Annotated in this window: 15 protein-coding genes; all 15 read right to left on the reverse strand. The window is 43.4% G+C overall.

Translation table 11 applies throughout. The annotated features are described in order from the left end of the window. Positions 1-66 precede the first annotated feature (66 nt). The 15 genes from ACGF49_RS16665 to trxA all read right to left on the reverse strand — a co-directional run bounded on the left by ACGF49_RS16665 (position 67) and on the right by trxA (position 16,921). Positions 67-1,443, reverse strand: a complete 1,377-nt coding sequence (locus ACGF49_RS16665) for an amino acid permease (RefSeq protein ID WP_271867012.1) — start codon at positions 1,441-1,443, stop codon at positions 67-69. 259 nt (positions 1,444-1,702) lie between these two features. Continuing rightward, positions 1,703-2,440, reverse strand: a complete 738-nt coding sequence (wecG, locus tag ACGF49_RS16670) for a lipopolysaccharide N-acetylmannosaminouronosyltransferase (protein ID WP_113042885.1) — start codon at positions 2,438-2,440, stop codon at positions 1,703-1,705. After that, a complete protein-coding gene (gene wzyE / locus ACGF49_RS16675) occupies positions 2,431-3,810 on the reverse strand; it encodes an ECA oligosaccharide polymerase (protein WP_113042883.1) in 1,380 nt (459 codons plus the stop codon). Before wzyE ends, wecG begins: the two co-directional genes overlap by 10 nt. Further along, positions 3,807-4,892: a TDP-N-acetylfucosamine:lipid II N-acetylfucosaminyltransferase gene (locus ACGF49_RS16680; protein ID WP_113042881.1), complete on the reverse strand. Its 1,086-nt coding sequence runs from the start codon at positions 4,890-4,892 to the stop codon at positions 3,807-3,809. The genes wzyE and ACGF49_RS16680 overlap by 4 nt, the downstream gene beginning before the upstream one ends. Further along, the gene (gene wzxE / locus ACGF49_RS16685) at positions 4,889-6,139 is read right to left on the reverse strand and encodes a lipid III flippase WzxE (RefSeq protein ID WP_113042880.1); all 1,251 of its coding nucleotides are present in this window, start codon (positions 6,137-6,139) and stop codon (positions 4,889-4,891) included. The genes ACGF49_RS16680 and wzxE overlap by 4 nt, the downstream gene beginning before the upstream one ends. Before the next feature lies 1 nt (position 6,140). Further along, positions 6,141-7,271, reverse strand: coding sequence for a dTDP-4-amino-4,6-dideoxygalactose transaminase (gene rffA / locus ACGF49_RS16690; RefSeq protein ID WP_113042878.1), 1,131 nt, complete (start codon positions 7,269-7,271; stop codon positions 6,141-6,143). 1 nt (position 7,272) lies between these two features. Beyond that, positions 7,273-7,986 carry a dTDP-4-amino-4,6-dideoxy-D-galactose acyltransferase gene (rffC, locus tag ACGF49_RS16695; protein WP_113042877.1) on the reverse strand — a complete coding sequence of 238 codons (714 nt, stop codon included), beginning with the start codon at positions 7,984-7,986 and terminating at the stop codon, positions 7,273-7,275. Next, the gene (gene rfbA / locus ACGF49_RS16700; protein WP_113042949.1) at positions 7,970-8,845 is read right to left on the reverse strand and encodes a glucose-1-phosphate thymidylyltransferase RfbA; all 876 of its coding nucleotides are present in this window, start codon (positions 8,843-8,845) and stop codon (positions 7,970-7,972) included. Before rfbA ends, rffC begins: the two co-directional genes overlap by 17 nt. A 21-nt stretch (positions 8,846-8,866) precedes the next feature. Continuing rightward, positions 8,867-9,937 (reverse strand): dTDP-glucose 4,6-dehydratase, encoded by a 1,071-nt coding sequence (rffG, locus tag ACGF49_RS16705; RefSeq protein WP_113042875.1) that lies wholly within the window; start codon positions 9,935-9,937, stop codon positions 8,867-8,869. Beyond that, positions 9,934-11,196: a UDP-N-acetyl-D-mannosamine dehydrogenase gene (gene wecC / locus ACGF49_RS16710; RefSeq protein ID WP_113042947.1), complete on the reverse strand. Its 1,263-nt coding sequence runs from the start codon at positions 11,194-11,196 to the stop codon at positions 9,934-9,936. Before wecC ends, rffG begins: the two co-directional genes overlap by 4 nt. 4 nt (positions 11,197-11,200) lie before the next feature. Next, positions 11,201-12,322 carry a non-hydrolyzing UDP-N-acetylglucosamine 2-epimerase gene (gene wecB, locus ACGF49_RS16715; protein ID WP_112877342.1) on the reverse strand — a complete coding sequence of 374 codons (1,122 nt, stop codon included), beginning with the start codon at positions 12,320-12,322 and terminating at the stop codon, positions 11,201-11,203. A 123-nt stretch (positions 12,323-12,445) separates the two neighbouring features. After that, entirely contained in the window at positions 12,446-13,501 is a 1,056-nt protein-coding gene (wzzE, locus tag ACGF49_RS16720; RefSeq protein ID WP_228901467.1) for an ECA polysaccharide chain length modulation protein, read from the reverse strand. A 29-nt stretch (positions 13,502-13,530) separates the two neighbouring features. Further along, positions 13,531-14,616: a UDP-N-acetylglucosamine--undecaprenyl-phosphate N-acetylglucosaminephosphotransferase gene (wecA, locus tag ACGF49_RS16725; protein WP_228901469.1), complete on the reverse strand. Its 1,086-nt coding sequence runs from the start codon at positions 14,614-14,616 to the stop codon at positions 13,531-13,533. Between the two features lie 242 nt (positions 14,617-14,858). After that, positions 14,859-16,118 carry a transcription termination factor Rho gene (rho, locus tag ACGF49_RS16730; protein ID WP_011148733.1) on the reverse strand — a complete coding sequence of 420 codons (1,260 nt, stop codon included), beginning with the start codon at positions 16,116-16,118 and terminating at the stop codon, positions 14,859-14,861. Between the two features lie 476 nt (positions 16,119-16,594). Continuing rightward, positions 16,595-16,921, reverse strand: a complete 327-nt coding sequence (trxA, locus tag ACGF49_RS16735) for a thioredoxin TrxA (RefSeq protein ID WP_228901471.1) — start codon at positions 16,919-16,921, stop codon at positions 16,595-16,597. Positions 16,922-16,924 lie beyond the last annotated feature (3 nt).

Below are 16,924 nucleotides of genomic sequence, written 5' to 3' on the forward strand. Positions count from 1 at the left end.
GTTTGCTATGCTCCCGGGGATTCACTCCCTTGCCGCCGCGATGCATCTTGAAATCCATAAGGTATATCAGGCTTTTGATTTTTTACCGTTAAAAAGCTTCACCAACCAATAAATCAGCGACACCATTAACAAAAACCCCCCACCAACCAGCAATGAAAAACGGGTATCCGGGTTAATTGCCATTCCTATCAACACACAACATAAAAATGCCAATGTCAGGTAATTTACATAAGGGAACAGAATGGATTTAAAACCATGTTGTTTCAGTGCCTGCTGATGATACTGACGAAAACGCAATTGACTTATCAGAATAACAAACCACGGTACCATTCCTGGCAATACGCTGGCACTGTAAACATAAACAAAAACCGCCTGCGGATTTGGGATCAAATAATTCAAACTAGAGCCCACAATCAAACACAGGATAGTGATGGCAATACAGATTACCGGCACCCCATTCTTTGACAATTTAGTCAGTGATGAAGGTAGCTGACGGTTTTGCGCCAACGCATAAAGCATCCGTCCACCACTGTACATGCCGCTGTTACAGCCGGAAAGCGCGGCCGTCAATACGACAAAGTTAATCACGGCTGCCGCGGAAGTGATCCCCACTTTGGTAAATGTCATTACAAACGGGCTACCCTGTGAACCCACTTCTGTCCATGGAAATAATGTCACTACAATGAAAATCGCACCCACGTAGAAAATCAGAATACGCCAGAGAATATTGTTAATCGCTTTTTTCAATGTCACCTGAGGGTTCTTCGCTTCCCCCGCAGTGATACCAACCAACTCCACCCCCTGATAAGATGCAACCACAATACAGAGCGCAAACAAGAACCCTTGCCAATTACCCGCAAAGAAACCACCATGCGCAGTCAGATTACCCAATCCAATAGGCTGCCATTGATTACCAATACCGAAAAATATCAATCCCAAGCCAATCAGGATCATGACAATAATTGTGGTCACCTTAATCATGGCAAACCAAAATTCCAGCTCACCGTAAAGACGTACCGCCGCAAGGTTCGCCAAAGCGACCAATGCCACCGCAATCAATGCCGATACCCACTGAGGAAGTTCAGGGAACCAAAACTCAGCATAAACCCCGATAGCCGTTATTTCTGATATCCCTACCGCCACCCACATAAACCAATAACCCCAAGCGGTGAGGCATCCCCAATATGGGCTGAGATATTTATGTCCAAAAGAGGCGAAAGAACCCGTGACAGGTTCAAGAAACAGCATTTCTCCCATCGATCGCATAATGAAAAAAACAAAAATTCCGGCAATAATGTAAGCCAGCAAAACGGAAGGACCAGCCCATTTCAGTGTGCTGGCCGAGCCCATAAACAGACCGACACCAATTGTGCCGCCTAGTGCGATTAGCTCTATATGACGGGCTTCTAAACCCCGTTGCAAGCTATGTTGTTGATCTGCCATAAATTCCCTGTCCATTGTTATATGTTGTAATGTGCAATAATAAAAACATACAAGACTGATGTTGATCAGCCATAAAAAGGTCAGGGATCAAAACATGTTTTTCCACTGAGTGGAATAAAAAATTATCCAATAATTAACTACAAATAGTGAAAATCTGGCAGGATTAAAACTGTTAGATAAATATTGTGGAATAAATTCACTGTATCACCTGACGAAAGTATCGCCTGACGAAAATTTACACGACAGGCAAGAAGTGGGTTTACAGACGACCACTATAATAATATCCAAGAAATTTCAGTAACTTAAACTGGCGACGAATACGGCTTGGTTGTGATAACAAGCGATAAAGCCATTCAAGCCCCAAATTCTGCCATGCTTTTGGCGCACGTTTCACATGGCCGATAAATACGTCATAAGTACCGCCAACGCCCATATACAACGCATCCGAATGAATTTTTCGACAGTCACGCATAAAAACCTCCTGTTTAGGCGATCCCATTGCAACTGTCACAATCACCGCACCGCTGGCATGAATCCGTTCAAAAACAGCATTACGTTCTTCTGGCGTGAAATAACCGTTCTGGCTGCCAACAATATTGACGTTCCACTGAGCCCGTAGTTTGCTTTCAGTCTGTTTCAATATCTCTGGTTTACCTCCAACCAGAAAAATAGGTGTACCTTCTTTGCCAGCACGTTCCATGATGGCTTCCCATAAATCAGCACCCGCTACACGAGAAACTTCAGCATCAGGGTATTTACGGCGAATAGCACGTACAATACTGATACCATCAGCATACAGATATTCTGCATCACTCAGCAGTGTGCTTAAAGCTGTATCTTCCTCTGCCGTCAGAACTTTTTCCGCATTAATCGCCACCATAGTACCCGTCTTTACCTGCCCGCGTTGAAAAATATGGTCAAGAAAGTGCGCCATATCGCGGAAGCCCCAAATATTCAGGCCACGAATACTATATTTAGGAATATTGCTTAGCTCCATTTTCTTTCCTTACATTGCAACAGACGTTTTTGTGATACAACCAGGTTGCTAGTCAGATACGTTCTAATAAGCCCTGCACTCTCAAATAGCCAATACAACAACTTAGCAATTACCAGACATAAGCCAAAAATAATACAGAAAAATACTACACGGGAAACAAATGAATCCACGCCTTCACGAGCCAATACTATCATGTTGAAGATCGCGCCAAAGCAAAATGCCTGCAAGATAGCGGCCTTATAACGATTAGTCTCCTGTTTTCCTAATTCATAAACCCAGTCAAACCACTTAATTATCAATCCAACAACAATCGCACCAACCGGAATAAACAGCACTCCCCCCATCACAACCAGAGAGCCTATCAGAGTTGGGGAAATTGCCAGACCAGAGTGGTTATCCAGTACTTCCCAGGTAAAATAATTCGCTGAATTCAACACAGCATCAGGGCGTCCTGGCCAAAGCCAACTTGGAATAAAGACATAGAAATCACGGATAATAGGCGCCAACCCCTGAAAATCAATTTTGTCGTAGTTATTCAGCAGTAATGCAAAATTTTCCCACGGTGAAAAAGTATCCCTTGTAAGGTAGAGAAAAGTATAAAACGCTTCTGCACCGCTGACATCCAAACTATAGCGTTTGAGTGCCAACCAAAACATGCCAACAATCCCTATTGCGCCCGCCATGACCAACATCCACAAGGTTATCCAGCCACGCACAATGCCAATAAACAGAAACAACGCGAACGCAATGATAATATTAGCCCGTGTTCCGCCAACAATGACATAAGTCAGTATCCCAAAAGCAACCGTGCTCATCAGAAAAAACAGCCAGCGTAACTGGGTCTGCTTCAAGAAATAAACCACCAACATGGCAGGAATAAAGAAGTAAAAGAATCGCTTCAGGGCAACACCGGAAACCTGACTGGAAAAAATTTGACTGTACGACTGTAACTTAAACAGTAGAAAACCGTTTTGCATAAAGAACAGACCCACTGTCACCACCGCAACCAATGCCAGTAGTAACCATGTAAAGTTAGTTTCTACCCGGTTCATGGTGAATACAGGTGCTTTAGGCTGTATAGACGGCTTTCTTAGCCGTGTTTTATAACTGACGTAATAAATACCATAAAAACAGGTCGAAGCCAGTAGAGCGTGTAGTAAGGCGTCTACAGGTACCACTTCAACATCAAATTGGAAAACCAACAAACATGTCAGTGGGAAACCAAAATAGAATGTCAGCAAATAAAGCAATGAGAAGAATATATTAAAATTAAAGCGTACACGCCGGAATTCCTGATAAGTCAACGTCAGGATGAAAACCAGTGATATTAAATAAACAACAAATAATCCGCCAAACTGCGTTAAAGTCATTGCTGCTCTCCCGCCGCTTTTGCCAACGCCTGCCGCCAGCCATCAATAAAGTTCGGGCTAAAAAAAGCTATCACATTTCTATCCAAGGAGAGCATCTGCCGTTGTGCTTCTGTAATCAGTTGGCTATCTAAAGGATCACCGGCGAAAAATACCGGCACCTGTTGTTCTATTAAATCTCGCCAAAAAAGATTCTGACGACTAAGTACAAATGGCACACCAAATTGTATCAACAGACAAATTGTTCCAATCCCCTGCTGGCGATTAAACATGAAATACCCTAAATCACAACGGCGCAACAATGCCAGATAATCATCAAACGCCATATTTTGCTTAATAATGTTCAAATTTTCTGGCCGGAACAATGATAAAGCAGCCTGTTCTACCTGATTAATATAAACCTGATTGTTTTCAGGATAACCCATTGGGATAATGATTCGCACCTTATCGCCAAACTGCTTATGAATTACTTTCAATGCCGTAATATGGCGGTTCGATCGATCACCAGAATTCCCCAACAAAATTGTCATCTTGCCATCTTCAACAGATATTCTATCTGCAATTGTCAAAGCAGGTTCCATTCTGGTTGGAAAATAGAGCAATGATGTTGGTACGTTTGGATGATGTTGAGAATAAAAATAGAGATCTCCACGAACCGCAAACACATGCCCTACCCGACGCTGCGCCAGACGACGCAAGAAATAGAATAGACGGAATTTTAACTGACTGGAGTCTTCATACAGATCAGCTCCCCAGGCATGCCACCAAAATTGATTGCGTTTGATTTTTCCTGACAACAGCGCCAACCACAAACTCACATTAAATTGACCATGAAAAAAAAATCGACAATCTCTGTCTGAACTCGCTTTAGCAATAACCGCCTGCGCCAGAGATTTTTTACTGTCGAAGAATGCCACATCCAATGCTGGGCAATCATCCAATAAAGCGCGATTTCTGGTCACTACCATAAACTTCGGTTTGGCTAAAAAACCAATTTCGTGCGCTAAGACATCATTAAAAAAGCGCAATACCGTTCGATTGTGATGTGGGATATCAGATCCCAAAACGTGAATGAGGGTTGTCATGCTCGCCTACGATAAATAAGAAATGCACCACAACAAAGGGTGAAATAAATAATGTAAGTTGCCATATAGGCTTGTGCTGCACCTAACGCTCCATTTACAGGAATAAGCCAGTGGGCAAAACCAGTAAGCAATAAAAACTGACTAATTTCTGTCAACACATAAAAACGTAACGCAGCCTTGGCAATCACCAGATAACCAAAAACATAAGCGCCCACTTTCAAGACATCACCCACCAACTGCCAGGCAAATAGATCACGCATAGCAGTAAATTTGTCAGAAAACAGTAACCAAATGGCAAAATCACGCAGCAGCCATACAGTAAAACTTACAACAGCCACAGCAGGCAAAACAAATTTCAGCGCCTTAATTATCTCATTTGATATTTCGTCCTTACCTTGCAACCGTGAAAGCGTTGGCAACAGATAAACAGTAAAAGATGCTGTGATAAATTGCAGGTAAGCATCGGAAATACTGCTTACACCTTGCCAAATACCCACATCGTGCCAACTATAATGCGCTGCCAGTAGATTTCGCATCATAATGTAGGCAACCGGTATGGTAATAGAAGTCAGCAGAGCCATAAGGGTAAACTTGCCAAGCCGACCAGCCAGTACTTTATCCCACATGGGCTTAAGACTTGAAATCGATACCGCTTTGAGACGCCAAACCATCAATCCCGCGGGAAATATGATTAATGCTGGCACTAAAGCCAAACCCGCCAAAGCACCTTCATACCCACCAAGGACAAAACAGAGATAATAGGCCATTACACCAATCACGCTACCAAAAATAATCGCCAGCGCATTCCCCTGAGCATCTCGGTATCCTTTCAAAATAGCCAAAAAATAGTTGGCAAAAGCAATCCCCATTTGAATAAAGGCGAGGGCCTGCACAACTGGCTCATAATCTTGATGGCCGAATAATCCCGTACTGATAGACCCGCTAAACAGCAAGAAAATCACTGCCAACAGCGTGGAAAACCCAAGGATAATGGCAGAAGATGTTCCCAGTACCGTACGCAATCTTTCCGGCTGCTGCTGATACTCAGCAACATATTTAGTTACACCATTAAAAATACCGGCACCAGCCAACACCCCAAGCACAGTGATAAGCTGACGGAAATTACCCGCCTGCCCAACCCCGCTGGGGCCAAAAGCAACCGCCAGTAATTTAACGATTAAAAGCCCCACACCGATTTTTATCAGTGTGGAGCCCGCAGTCCATATTGATGCTTTAGCCAACGACATATCAGGCGAAGTATTCCTGAATATGTTTGATGACAATCTGCTGTTCAGCGTCTGTTATGTTGTAAGACATCGGCAAACGTACCAAACGATCACTTTCATAAGTAGTAAAACGATCTTCCCCATGAAAACGGCCAAATTTTTCACCACCGGGGCTGGTGTGCAGAGAAACATAATGGAATACCGTTAGTACCCCCGCGTCCTTCATATAACTATTGAATGCTGAGCGTTCTTCAACATCTTTCAGCTTGATATAGAACATGTGAGCATTATGCTCCAACCCTTCCGGTATGACAGGCAATGTCAGGAGACCAGCATCAGCCAGCGGTTTTAATGCTTGATAATAGGTATTCCACAAGGCAAGGCGACGTTCATTGATTGTCTCAGCTTTCTCTAATTGCGCCCACAAATAAGCAGCCTGAAGCTCCGACATCAGATAACTCGAACCGATATCGCGCCAAGTATATTTATCAACTTGACCACGGAAAAACTGACTACGATTAGTCCCTTTTTCGCGAACAATTTCCGCACGGGAAATCAGTGATTGATCATTGATAAGCGCTGCACCACCTTCACCACCAGAAGAGTAGTTTTTGGTTTCGTGGAAACTGTAGCAACCAATGTGTCCGATAGTTCCCAGTGCGCGTCCTTTATAAGTAGACATTACCCCCTGTGCAGCATCTTCCACGACAAACAGATTATATTTCTCTGCCAAGGCCATGATAGTATCCATTTCACAGGCTACGCCGGCGTAATGCACTGGAACAATCACGCGTGTTTTAGCTGTAATTGCTGCTTCGATTTTGGTTTCATCAATATTCATGGTATCCGGACGAATATCCACGAATACAATGGTTGCTCCACGCAGCACAAACGCGTTAGAACTAGAAACGAAAGTGAAGCTCGGCATAATAACTTCATCACCGGGTTGAACATTCAGCAAAATAGCCGCCATTTCCAGTGAAGCTGTACAGGATGGCGTCAATAAAACTTTCGGGCAATTGAAATGTTGTTCCATCCACTCTTCACAACGCTTGGTGAAACCACCATCCCCGCAAAGCTTACCGCTCTCCATTGCTTGCTTCATGTAATCTAATTCAGTGCCAACGACTGGTGGTCTGTTAAATGGAATCATTTCATCCCCTATATAACCAATACGCGGTGCTTTCAACAAACGCACCACTGCGTGTATAAAGGCGCAAAGCAGCAATGTTGCTGGTTTGTGTCGCAATCCTTAACTGCCGTATTTGGTGGTGTTGACACCACTGCTGCGCCGCCAACATCAATTTTGAGCCAATCCCACGGCCAATATTTCCTGGGAATACAGCCAGTAAACCTACACGAGCCTCTCCTGCTCCTATATCTCGTAAGGTAACAAACCCTGCGGGTTGTCCATTATCTCCATTTACCAGCAAACATTGATGATCAAATGTCCCCAATACCGCTTTTTCCACCCAGGTAGCGTAGAAGCGACCGCTATCCTGCGGTTGATACCACGGGGTTCGGAAACGACTCAAAGGAAATACGTTGGAAGCTACCTCCTTCAACATCGGGATATCTCGCCGCTCAGCCGAAAGCAACTTACTCTCAGAGTTGTCGTTATCAGCATTTTCTATGCCAATTATTAAGGAAAGGTCTACTTCTCCTTCCACTAACGAAAAGCCCAACGCGAATAATCCATCAATAAGATCCAATCGCTGCGCAGGTACTTTAGCTTGCACTAAAGCATACTGCTCTAACTGAGATGAGGTTAGCAGACCGGCATTAGGTGTGAAATCAAGGCGAGCGGTGGACAACCCAAAATAGTGGCTATCCCACTCCAATGGTTCAATATTAGCGTACACGAACATGGAGCAGATCCAGCAGATATTGGCCGTAGCCAGTTTTTGACAAAGATTTTACTGTTTCTCTTAACTGTACATCATCCAGCCAACCATTACGCCAAGCGATCTCTTCAAGACAGGCGATCTTAAAACCTTGACGCTTCTCTACGGTCTGCACAAAAGTGCTGGCCTCAATCAGGCTGTCATGAGTGCCAGTATCCAACCAGGCAAAGCCACGCCCTAACAACTCAATATTTAGTTCACCACGTTCCAAATACGTCTGGTTAATACTGGTAATCTCTAGTTCACCCCTGGCAGAAGGCTTGACCTGTTTAGCAAAATCTACTACTTGATTATCGTAGAAATAGAGACCCGTTACCGCCCAGTTGGATTTTGGCTTTTCTGGTTTTTCCTCAATAGAAAGAACGCGGAACGCGTCATCAAATTCCACCACCCCAAATCGCTCAGGATCCATCACTTGATAACCAAAAACAGTCGCCCCTTTTCCACGAGAAACAACATTTCTCAGTTTTGGGCTGAACCCTTGTCCAAAGTAAATATTGTCTCCCAATACCAAGCAGCAAGGCCCGCCATTGATGAACTCCTCACCAATCAAAAATGCCTGAGCTAAACCATCTGGTGATGGCTGTTCTTTATAACTTAAGTGAATACCAAATCTGTCACCATCACCTAACAGCCGGCGGAAAGAAGGTAAATCTTCTGGTGTAGAGATAATCAGAATATCACGTATCCCTGCTAGCATGAGTACTGACAAAGGATAGTAAATCATTGGTTTATCATAAATTGGCAGTAATTGTTTGGAAACACCCTGTGTTATCGGATGCAACCGGGTTCCCGATCCACCTGCCAGTATGATTCCTTTCATATTTACTGCCCCCATCGTCATTTAGTTTTTACCTAATCCAAGGCGCTCACCGGCATAAGAACCATCTTGAACCTTACGCCACCAGTTTTCATTTTCCAAATACCATTGAACTGTTTTACGAATACCTGATTCAAATGTTTCTTGTGGTCTCCAGCCTAGATCTCGTTCAACTTTCGCCGCATCAATAGCATAACGCATATCATGGCCTGGACGATCTGCAACATAAGTAATCAAATCTCGATAATAAGCAATGCCCGCGGGTTTCTCAGGACAAAGCTCTTCCAGAAGCTCACAAATCGCACAAACCACATCAATATTTTTGCGTTCATTATGACCTCCAATATTGTAGGTTTTGCCCGGTTCAGCTTCTGTCACAACCAAATAGAGCGCTCTGGCATGGTCTTCCACATACAGCCAATCGCGAATTTGTTTCCCTTCACCATATACCGGTAAAGATTTTCCTGCTAATGCATTTAAGATAATCAGAGGGATCAGTTTTTCCGGGAAATGGTAAGGACCATAGTTATTTGAACAATTGGTGATAATGACCGGTAAACCATAAGTCCGGTGCCATGCTCTTACCAGATGATCGCTGGATGCTTTGGACGCCGAATATGGGCTACTTGGCGCATAAGGTGTTGTTTCGGTAAAGAATCCCTCTTCACCATGTAAATCACCATACACTTCATCTGTTGAAATGTGGTGAAAACGGAAAGCAGCTTGTTTCTCTTCATTGAGTTTCTGCCAGAAAGCACGCGCAGCTTCCAACAAAGTATAAGTACCCACAATGTTGGTTTCGATAAATGCCGCAGGGCCATCAATAGAGCGATCCACATGGCTTTCTGCCGCCAAATGCATCACACAATCCGGCTGATATTGTTCAAAGACCCGTTCCAGCGCTCCGCGTTGACAGATATCAACCTGCTCAAACGCATAACGTGGGCTATCCGCAATCGGGGCAAGAGACGCCAGATTACCGGCATAAGTCAGGCTATCAACTACAACCACGCTATCTTCTGTATTATCAATGACATGCCGTACAACAGCAGAGCCAATAAAACCTGCACCACCTGTGATTAGAATACGTCTCAACGCCAGACTCCTTTTGTATCCACAATCCACTTCTGTTTAATTTCATGACTATTTACAGCTTTAAACTGATTATGATCTACCAGCATCAACAGAATATCTGCTTCTTCCAGCGCTTTTTCCAGATTAACTAATCGAGTTATTTCCTTCAAGGGAGCGGGTAATTCATGAATATGAGGTTCTACAGCCAGCGTTTCACCTGCATGCCATTGCGCAATCATACCGGTGATATGTGCTGCTGGACTCTCACGCAAATCGTCAATATTTGGTTTAAATGCCAAACCAAAACAGGCAATTTTCACTTCGCTTGCACGTTTTCCACTTTCAGCCAAACAATCCGCAACAGCCGCTTTTACTTGATCCACAACCCACAATGGCTTGTCATCATTAATCATACGTGCTGTATGAATAAGACGTGATTGTTTCGGGTTTTGAGAAACAATGAACCACGGATCAACAGCAATACAATGACCACCCACGCCAGGACCTGGTTGGAGAATATTTACACGCGGATGGCGATTCGCCAAATTGATCAATTCCCACACGTTGATACCTTGATCAGCACAAATCAGGGAAAGTTCGTTGGCGAATGCAATGTTTACATCTCGGAAACTGTTTTCTGTCAGCTTACACATTTCTGCCGTTCTTGAATTAGTGATAACACATTCACCTTCAAGGAAAATTTTATACAGCTCACTAGCTCTGGTTGAAGATTTTGACGTCATACCACCAACAACACGGTCATTCTTAATTAATTCAACCATAACTTGCCCTGGCAACACACGTTCAGGACAGTAAGCGATATCAATATCAGACGCCTCTCCCATCTGTTGTGGGAACGTTAAATCAGGGCGCGCTGCCGCCAACCATTCTGCCATCTGCTCCGTCGCGCCTACTGGTGAGGTAGATTCTAAAATAACCAGATCACCTTTTTTCAGAACTGGCGCCACAGATTCGGCTGCGGAACGGACATACGTCATATCCGGCTCATGATCGGCTTTAAAAGGCGTCGGAACAGCTATCAGAAAAGCATCTGCGGGTAACGGAGCAATCACTGCTTTCAGATAACCGCCTTCTACGGCAACTTTCACCACTTTGTCTAGATCCGGTTCTACAATATGAATTGCACCACAGTTGATGGTTTCTACCGCATGCTGATTAACATCCACGCCAATGACTTTCTTATTACGGGATGCAAACGCTGCCGCCGTTGGCAAGCCAATATAACCAAGACCAATAACAGAAATAGTTTCAAAGCTCATAGTGTCACCTGATTTTTTTCAAAGCGTCGAGAATACGTTGACAGGCATCGCCATCCCCGTAAGGATTATGAGCGCGGCTCATTCGCTGATAGGCAGCATCGTCTGTCAACAATCGAGTCACCTCTTCCACGATAGTTCTTGTTTCCGTCCCTACCAAACGTACCGTTCCAGCATCAACCGCCTCTGGCCGTTCAGTAGTATTGCGCATTACCAATACCGGCTTTCCTAAAGAAGGAGCTTCTTCCTGAATACCACCGGAATCTGTCAGGAGCATATAGGCATGGTTCATTAGATAAACAAATGGCAAATAATCCTGAGGTTCAATAAGAATAATGTTATCAATATCATGCAAAATGCGCTTTACTGGCTCACTGACATTCGGGTTTAGATGAACCGGATAGACTACTTGCACATCTGGATGAACACGGGCTATCTGTGCCAAAGCTTCACAAATTCGCTCAAATCCGCCACCAAAACTTTCACGACGATGCCCTGTCACCAGAATCATTTTCTTATTAGTATCAATAAACGGGTAGTGCTTCGCTAGCTTACTCCGCATAGCCTCGTCATTCATTATTCGATCGCGTACCCACAACAACGCATCAATTACTGTATTTCCGGTAACAAAAACCCGATTATCTGCAATTGATTCTTTCAATAAATTATTGTGAGAATTTTTTGTCGGAGCGAAATGATACATTGCCAGATGCCCAGCAATCTTACGGTTTGCCTCTTCCGGCCAAGGGGAATAAAGATCACCCGTTCTTAATCCAGCTTCAATGTGACCAACAGGGATACGTTGGTAGAACGCAGCCAAACTGGTTGCCATCGTTGTTGTCGTATCTCCGTGAACCAATACAACATCAGGCTTAAATTCTGCTAAAACAGGCTTCAATCCTTCCAAAATACGACAGGTAATATCCGTTAGATCTTGCCCTGATTTCATAATATTGAGATCAAAATCAGGCGTAATCTCGAAAAGGTGTAACACCTGATCCAACATTTCCCGATGTTGGGCGGTGACACATACTTTCGCTTCGAAGGCTTCATCCTCTGCCAATGCGTGTACTAGCGGAGCCATCTTGATAGCCTCCGGCCGGGTACCAAACACAGTCAACACTTTCACAGTGACTCTCTTATAGTCAGTAACTTGCAGATTTTCCTGCAAACAATACTCTGAATGCCATTTACTCCTGCTGGAGTCGCAGAAAATATCCTTCAGAAGCAGTTATTTCTAATAATTATCTGATTATTTACGCGAGCATCTAACCAATGCCACGCCAGCTCCCACTAAAACGCCAACTGCACCCCACATGATCATCAAAAACATTCTGCGTGGGCTGTCTCTGGTAACAGGCTCCTCTGGTGTTCTCAAATAGCGGTAAGCCTGGAATTGATCCTGTAATGTCGGGTGAACATTCAATACTGCTAACATTGCAATATTCTGGTCATAGCCCACATCATACTTAGGCCCTATTGCTTCCAAAGTCTCAAGTTGAGCCTGTAACAACGGAGTCCCTAACATAAACATTTTTGAATCGGGCAACTGATCCACCGGTGTATCCGTTTGATTGCGCTGAATCCCTTGTTTTTCCGCAATTTTCAGGGACTGCTGTAATACATTCATTTCGCGGTTATAAACCGCTTTAGCGACCATTTCTTGGCGCTTAACCAGTGCATCCATAGATTGGGCACGGGTAGCCCATGCACCTTTTACTTCATCATTTAAATGAGTACTGGCATGACTATTGGCAAAAGCAATGTACTGGCGCAGGAGTTGATTTGCTTGTTTAGAAGACTCAGCGGTCAGTTTAATGCTGTCATTCAGCACTTTTTTATCATCATGAGGAATAAACTGAATATTATTGATTAATTCATCTAATAAGGCCGCATCAGCTCTAGCATCGCCCTCCTGCTGCTGTTTGTAATAATCAGATTTCAACCAAAATTCACGGCGAGTATCATATGCAGCAACCTGAGTGATAAACTCCTTATAGGCTTCTTCTGGAATAGACGGTAACTGAGTTTCCAGTGAAATGTTAATGTGAGTATCCAGATTGCGCAAAAACTGCTGCTGAGAGTAATAACTTCCCAACTGATTAGTCGTAGGCAGATCAGTGATTGCGGTGGCACTCCATTTTTGTTGCATCAGATAAGATGCTCCTAGCGCCGCGGTTGCGAAAATTATTGCCAGTGCAACGATCCATACCTTTCCATGCCATAGCGCACTGCACAAGGCTCTGATATCCAGCTCATGCTCCAGAGCTTGTTCATCCTGAATAGATTTCGTTTCTGATTTTATCACTGCACAGAACCTCTGCTGATAATAGATGTTTAATGGTTAGCTGAACGGCGCATACGACGCTTTTGCCGTTTAATGAAACGAGCTACCTTCCATACACGCTTGAGGCAATAGCCATACAACACAAATGCAAGCAAGAACAGTGCCAACATTATCCACTCAGGCACAAATTCCAACCATTCTCCAGTAATGCCGACAGCGGCTAATAAAACGGCAACAACAGTGATTAAAATAAAAGCCTGACGTGATGAGAATCCAGACCGCATAACTAGGTGGTGAATATGTTGCCTATCAGGAGAAAATGGACTCATTCCTTTCCGTAACCGGCGGTACATAATAGCAACCATATCCATTAATGGAATGGCAACAATCCACAACGCAGTAACTGGATTAACAGGATGCTCATTCCCCTGAGTAGATTCAATGAGCAGCCAGATAATGGTAAAACCAATCAGTGTACTGCCCGCATCCCCCATAAATACTTTGAAACGTTGGCTTAATAAACCAAGATTAAGGACAATATAAGGGAAAATGGCAGCAATAAATGCAAAACACCATAATGCTAGTGCCGCATTACCACTTTGATACAGTAAAATCCCCAAAGCACCGAAGGAGACACAGGATAATCCGCCTAATAATCCATCTATCCCATCAACCATATTGAATGCATTGATAGCAGCCCAGACAGCAAATAGTGTTACAACATAACTAAACGGTCCAAGTGTCATGTCCCAAGGGCCAAAAGCATAACCAAGACTATCTAATTTCAGACCAGCAAAATACATCATCGCAATACCAACCAGAGCTTGGATGGTTGCCCGGACCTTAACGCTAATATCAAAACGGTCATCCAATGCACCGACAAATACCAATACACCGGCACAAACCAAATATAACCACTTGTGAGGAATAAATTCTTTTGTGATAACAAAAGCAAAACAGATGCCAACAAATATTGATATTCCTCCAACCAGAGGCACTAACCCCTGATGACACTTACGATAATTGGGCTTATCAACAAGGCCAACTTTTTTTGCTATTTTGCGAGCCATAAACAAAAACGCAAAAGAAAACAGAAAAACATAAAAAATTTCAATATTCATGCTGAGAATATTCACGATGATAACTCTCTGTAAAAAGTAAACACACCCTGGTCATTTATCAACCGAAAACACCGCTTATATGAAAAATTAATGGCCCTTATGCTCTTACATCATTCTTTTAATATTTATTTCAAATATATGGCAGCATATACAGCTTGCAAAATACATGCCATATATAGCTATAACAGTGCGGTGAATACAAAAAACGCCACGAAACTGTGGCGCTAATTTAAAATGATCATGAACTGAGTTAAAAACTATGAACGTTTCATCATGTCAAAGAAATCGTCGTTCGTTTTGCTCATAGCCAGTTTGTTGATAAGGAATTCCATCGCATCAATTTCGCCCATCGGATGAATAATTTTGCGCAGAATCCACATTTTCTGTAGCTCTTCAGAAGTGGTGAGTAGCTCTTCTTTACGTGTACCAGAACGGTTGTAATCGATAGCTGGGAAGACGCGTTTTTCAGCAATTTTGCGGGAGAGATGCAGCTCCATGTTACCAGTACCTTTGAACTCTTCGTAAATCACTTCATCCATCTTAGAACCCGTATCCACCAACGCAGTCGCAATAATGGTCAAGCTTCCGCCCTCTTCCACATTACGCGCAGCCCCGAAGAAACGTTTCGGACGATGTAACGCGTTAGCATCCACACCACCAGTCAATACCTTACCGGATGCGGGAACAACAGTATTATAGGCACGTGCTAAGCGAGTAATAGAGTCAAGCAGAATAATCACATCTTTTTTGTGTTCAACCAGACGTTTTGCTTTCTCAATAACCATCTCTGCCACCTGAACGTGACGAGAAGCGGGTTCATCAAAAGTAGAAGCAATAACCTCACCTTTTACCAGGCGTTGCATTTCAGTGACTTCTTCTGGACGTTCATCAATCAGAAGTACCATCAATACACAATCTGGATGATTGTGGGCAATGTTAGCAGCAATATTTTGCAGCAACATCGTTTTACCCGCTTTTGGTGGCGCGACGATCAGACCACGTTGTCCACGGCCAATCGGTGCAGCCAGATCCAGAACACGGGCAGTCAGATCCTCAGTGGAACCATTACCACGTTCCATACGTAGGCGGCTATTAGCATGCAGCGGGGTTAAGTTTTCAAAAAGAATTTTACTGCGGGCATTTTCTGGTTTGTCAAAATTAACTTCGTTAACCTTCAACAGGGCAAAATAGCGTTCACCTTCTTTAGGTGGACGAATTTTACCTGAAATTGTGTCACCGGTGCGGAGGTTAAAACGACGGATTTGGCTGGGAGAAACATAGATATCATCGGGGCCGGCAAGGTAGGAGCTGTCTGCTGAACGGAGGAATCCAAAGCCATCCTGCAATATCTCCAACACGCCATCACCGAAGATATCTTCCCCACTTTTCGCATGCTGCTTAAGGATAGAGAAGATAATATCTTGTTTACGCATACGGGCTAGATTTTCCAGCCCCATATTTTCGCCAAGTGTAATCAGTTCAGATACCGGCGTATTTTTTAATTCGGTAAGATTCATAATGGTGGGTTCTTAAACTCGGGGTATATCTCGAACTATGAACGTGAATAGTATGGCAGCGTCATCGATCGGTGCCTGTTTATTTTGTACAAAAACAAATCAGACCTTTAATACATTATGCATATAAAAAGGTAATAATTTGAAGTACTAAGATTGAGCTCAAATAAGACTGACAGGCTGTCAAAAACGCTGTTGAGATAATGCTGAAACATTACTGATTTCGATAAAAACTATCTCAACGTAACGAGCTATACGCCAGATTATTCCCGTATAACCCATTGGATATTTTAGACTATCCAGAGATAACAGACTTATCAGACACTACAGATTATTCAGTATGCAACATACTTCTAACATGATGTATGTGATACAAGCAGTGGCGCTAACTTATCACGCTTCTTTACGGACGTCTAGCGGTCAATGAAATAAATAATAATATACGCTAAACGCCCAGCATTAATGTGAGCTCACTTCAATCAGAGATTAGCATCCAAAAATTCTTTCAATTGAGTTTTTGACAGTGCTCCCACTTTTGTAGCAGCAACCTGACCATCTTTAAACAGCAACAGTGTAGGAATACCACGGATACCATACTTAGGAGCAGTTGCCGGGTTGTCATCAATGTTCAATTTAGCAATAGTCAGTTTGCCTAAGTATTCTGGGGCAATTTCATCTAAAATAGGTGCAATCATTTTACATGGTCCACACCAGGCAGCCCAAAAATCGACAAGAACTGCACCTTCTGCGTTAAGAACGTCAGTATCAAAGCTAGCGTCACTCAAATGAATAATTTTGTCGCTCATTTT

The organism is Photorhabdus sp. RM96S (assembly GCF_042879335.1).
GTDB classification, from domain to species: Bacteria; Pseudomonadota; Gammaproteobacteria; order Enterobacterales; family Enterobacteriaceae; genus Photorhabdus; species Photorhabdus kayaii.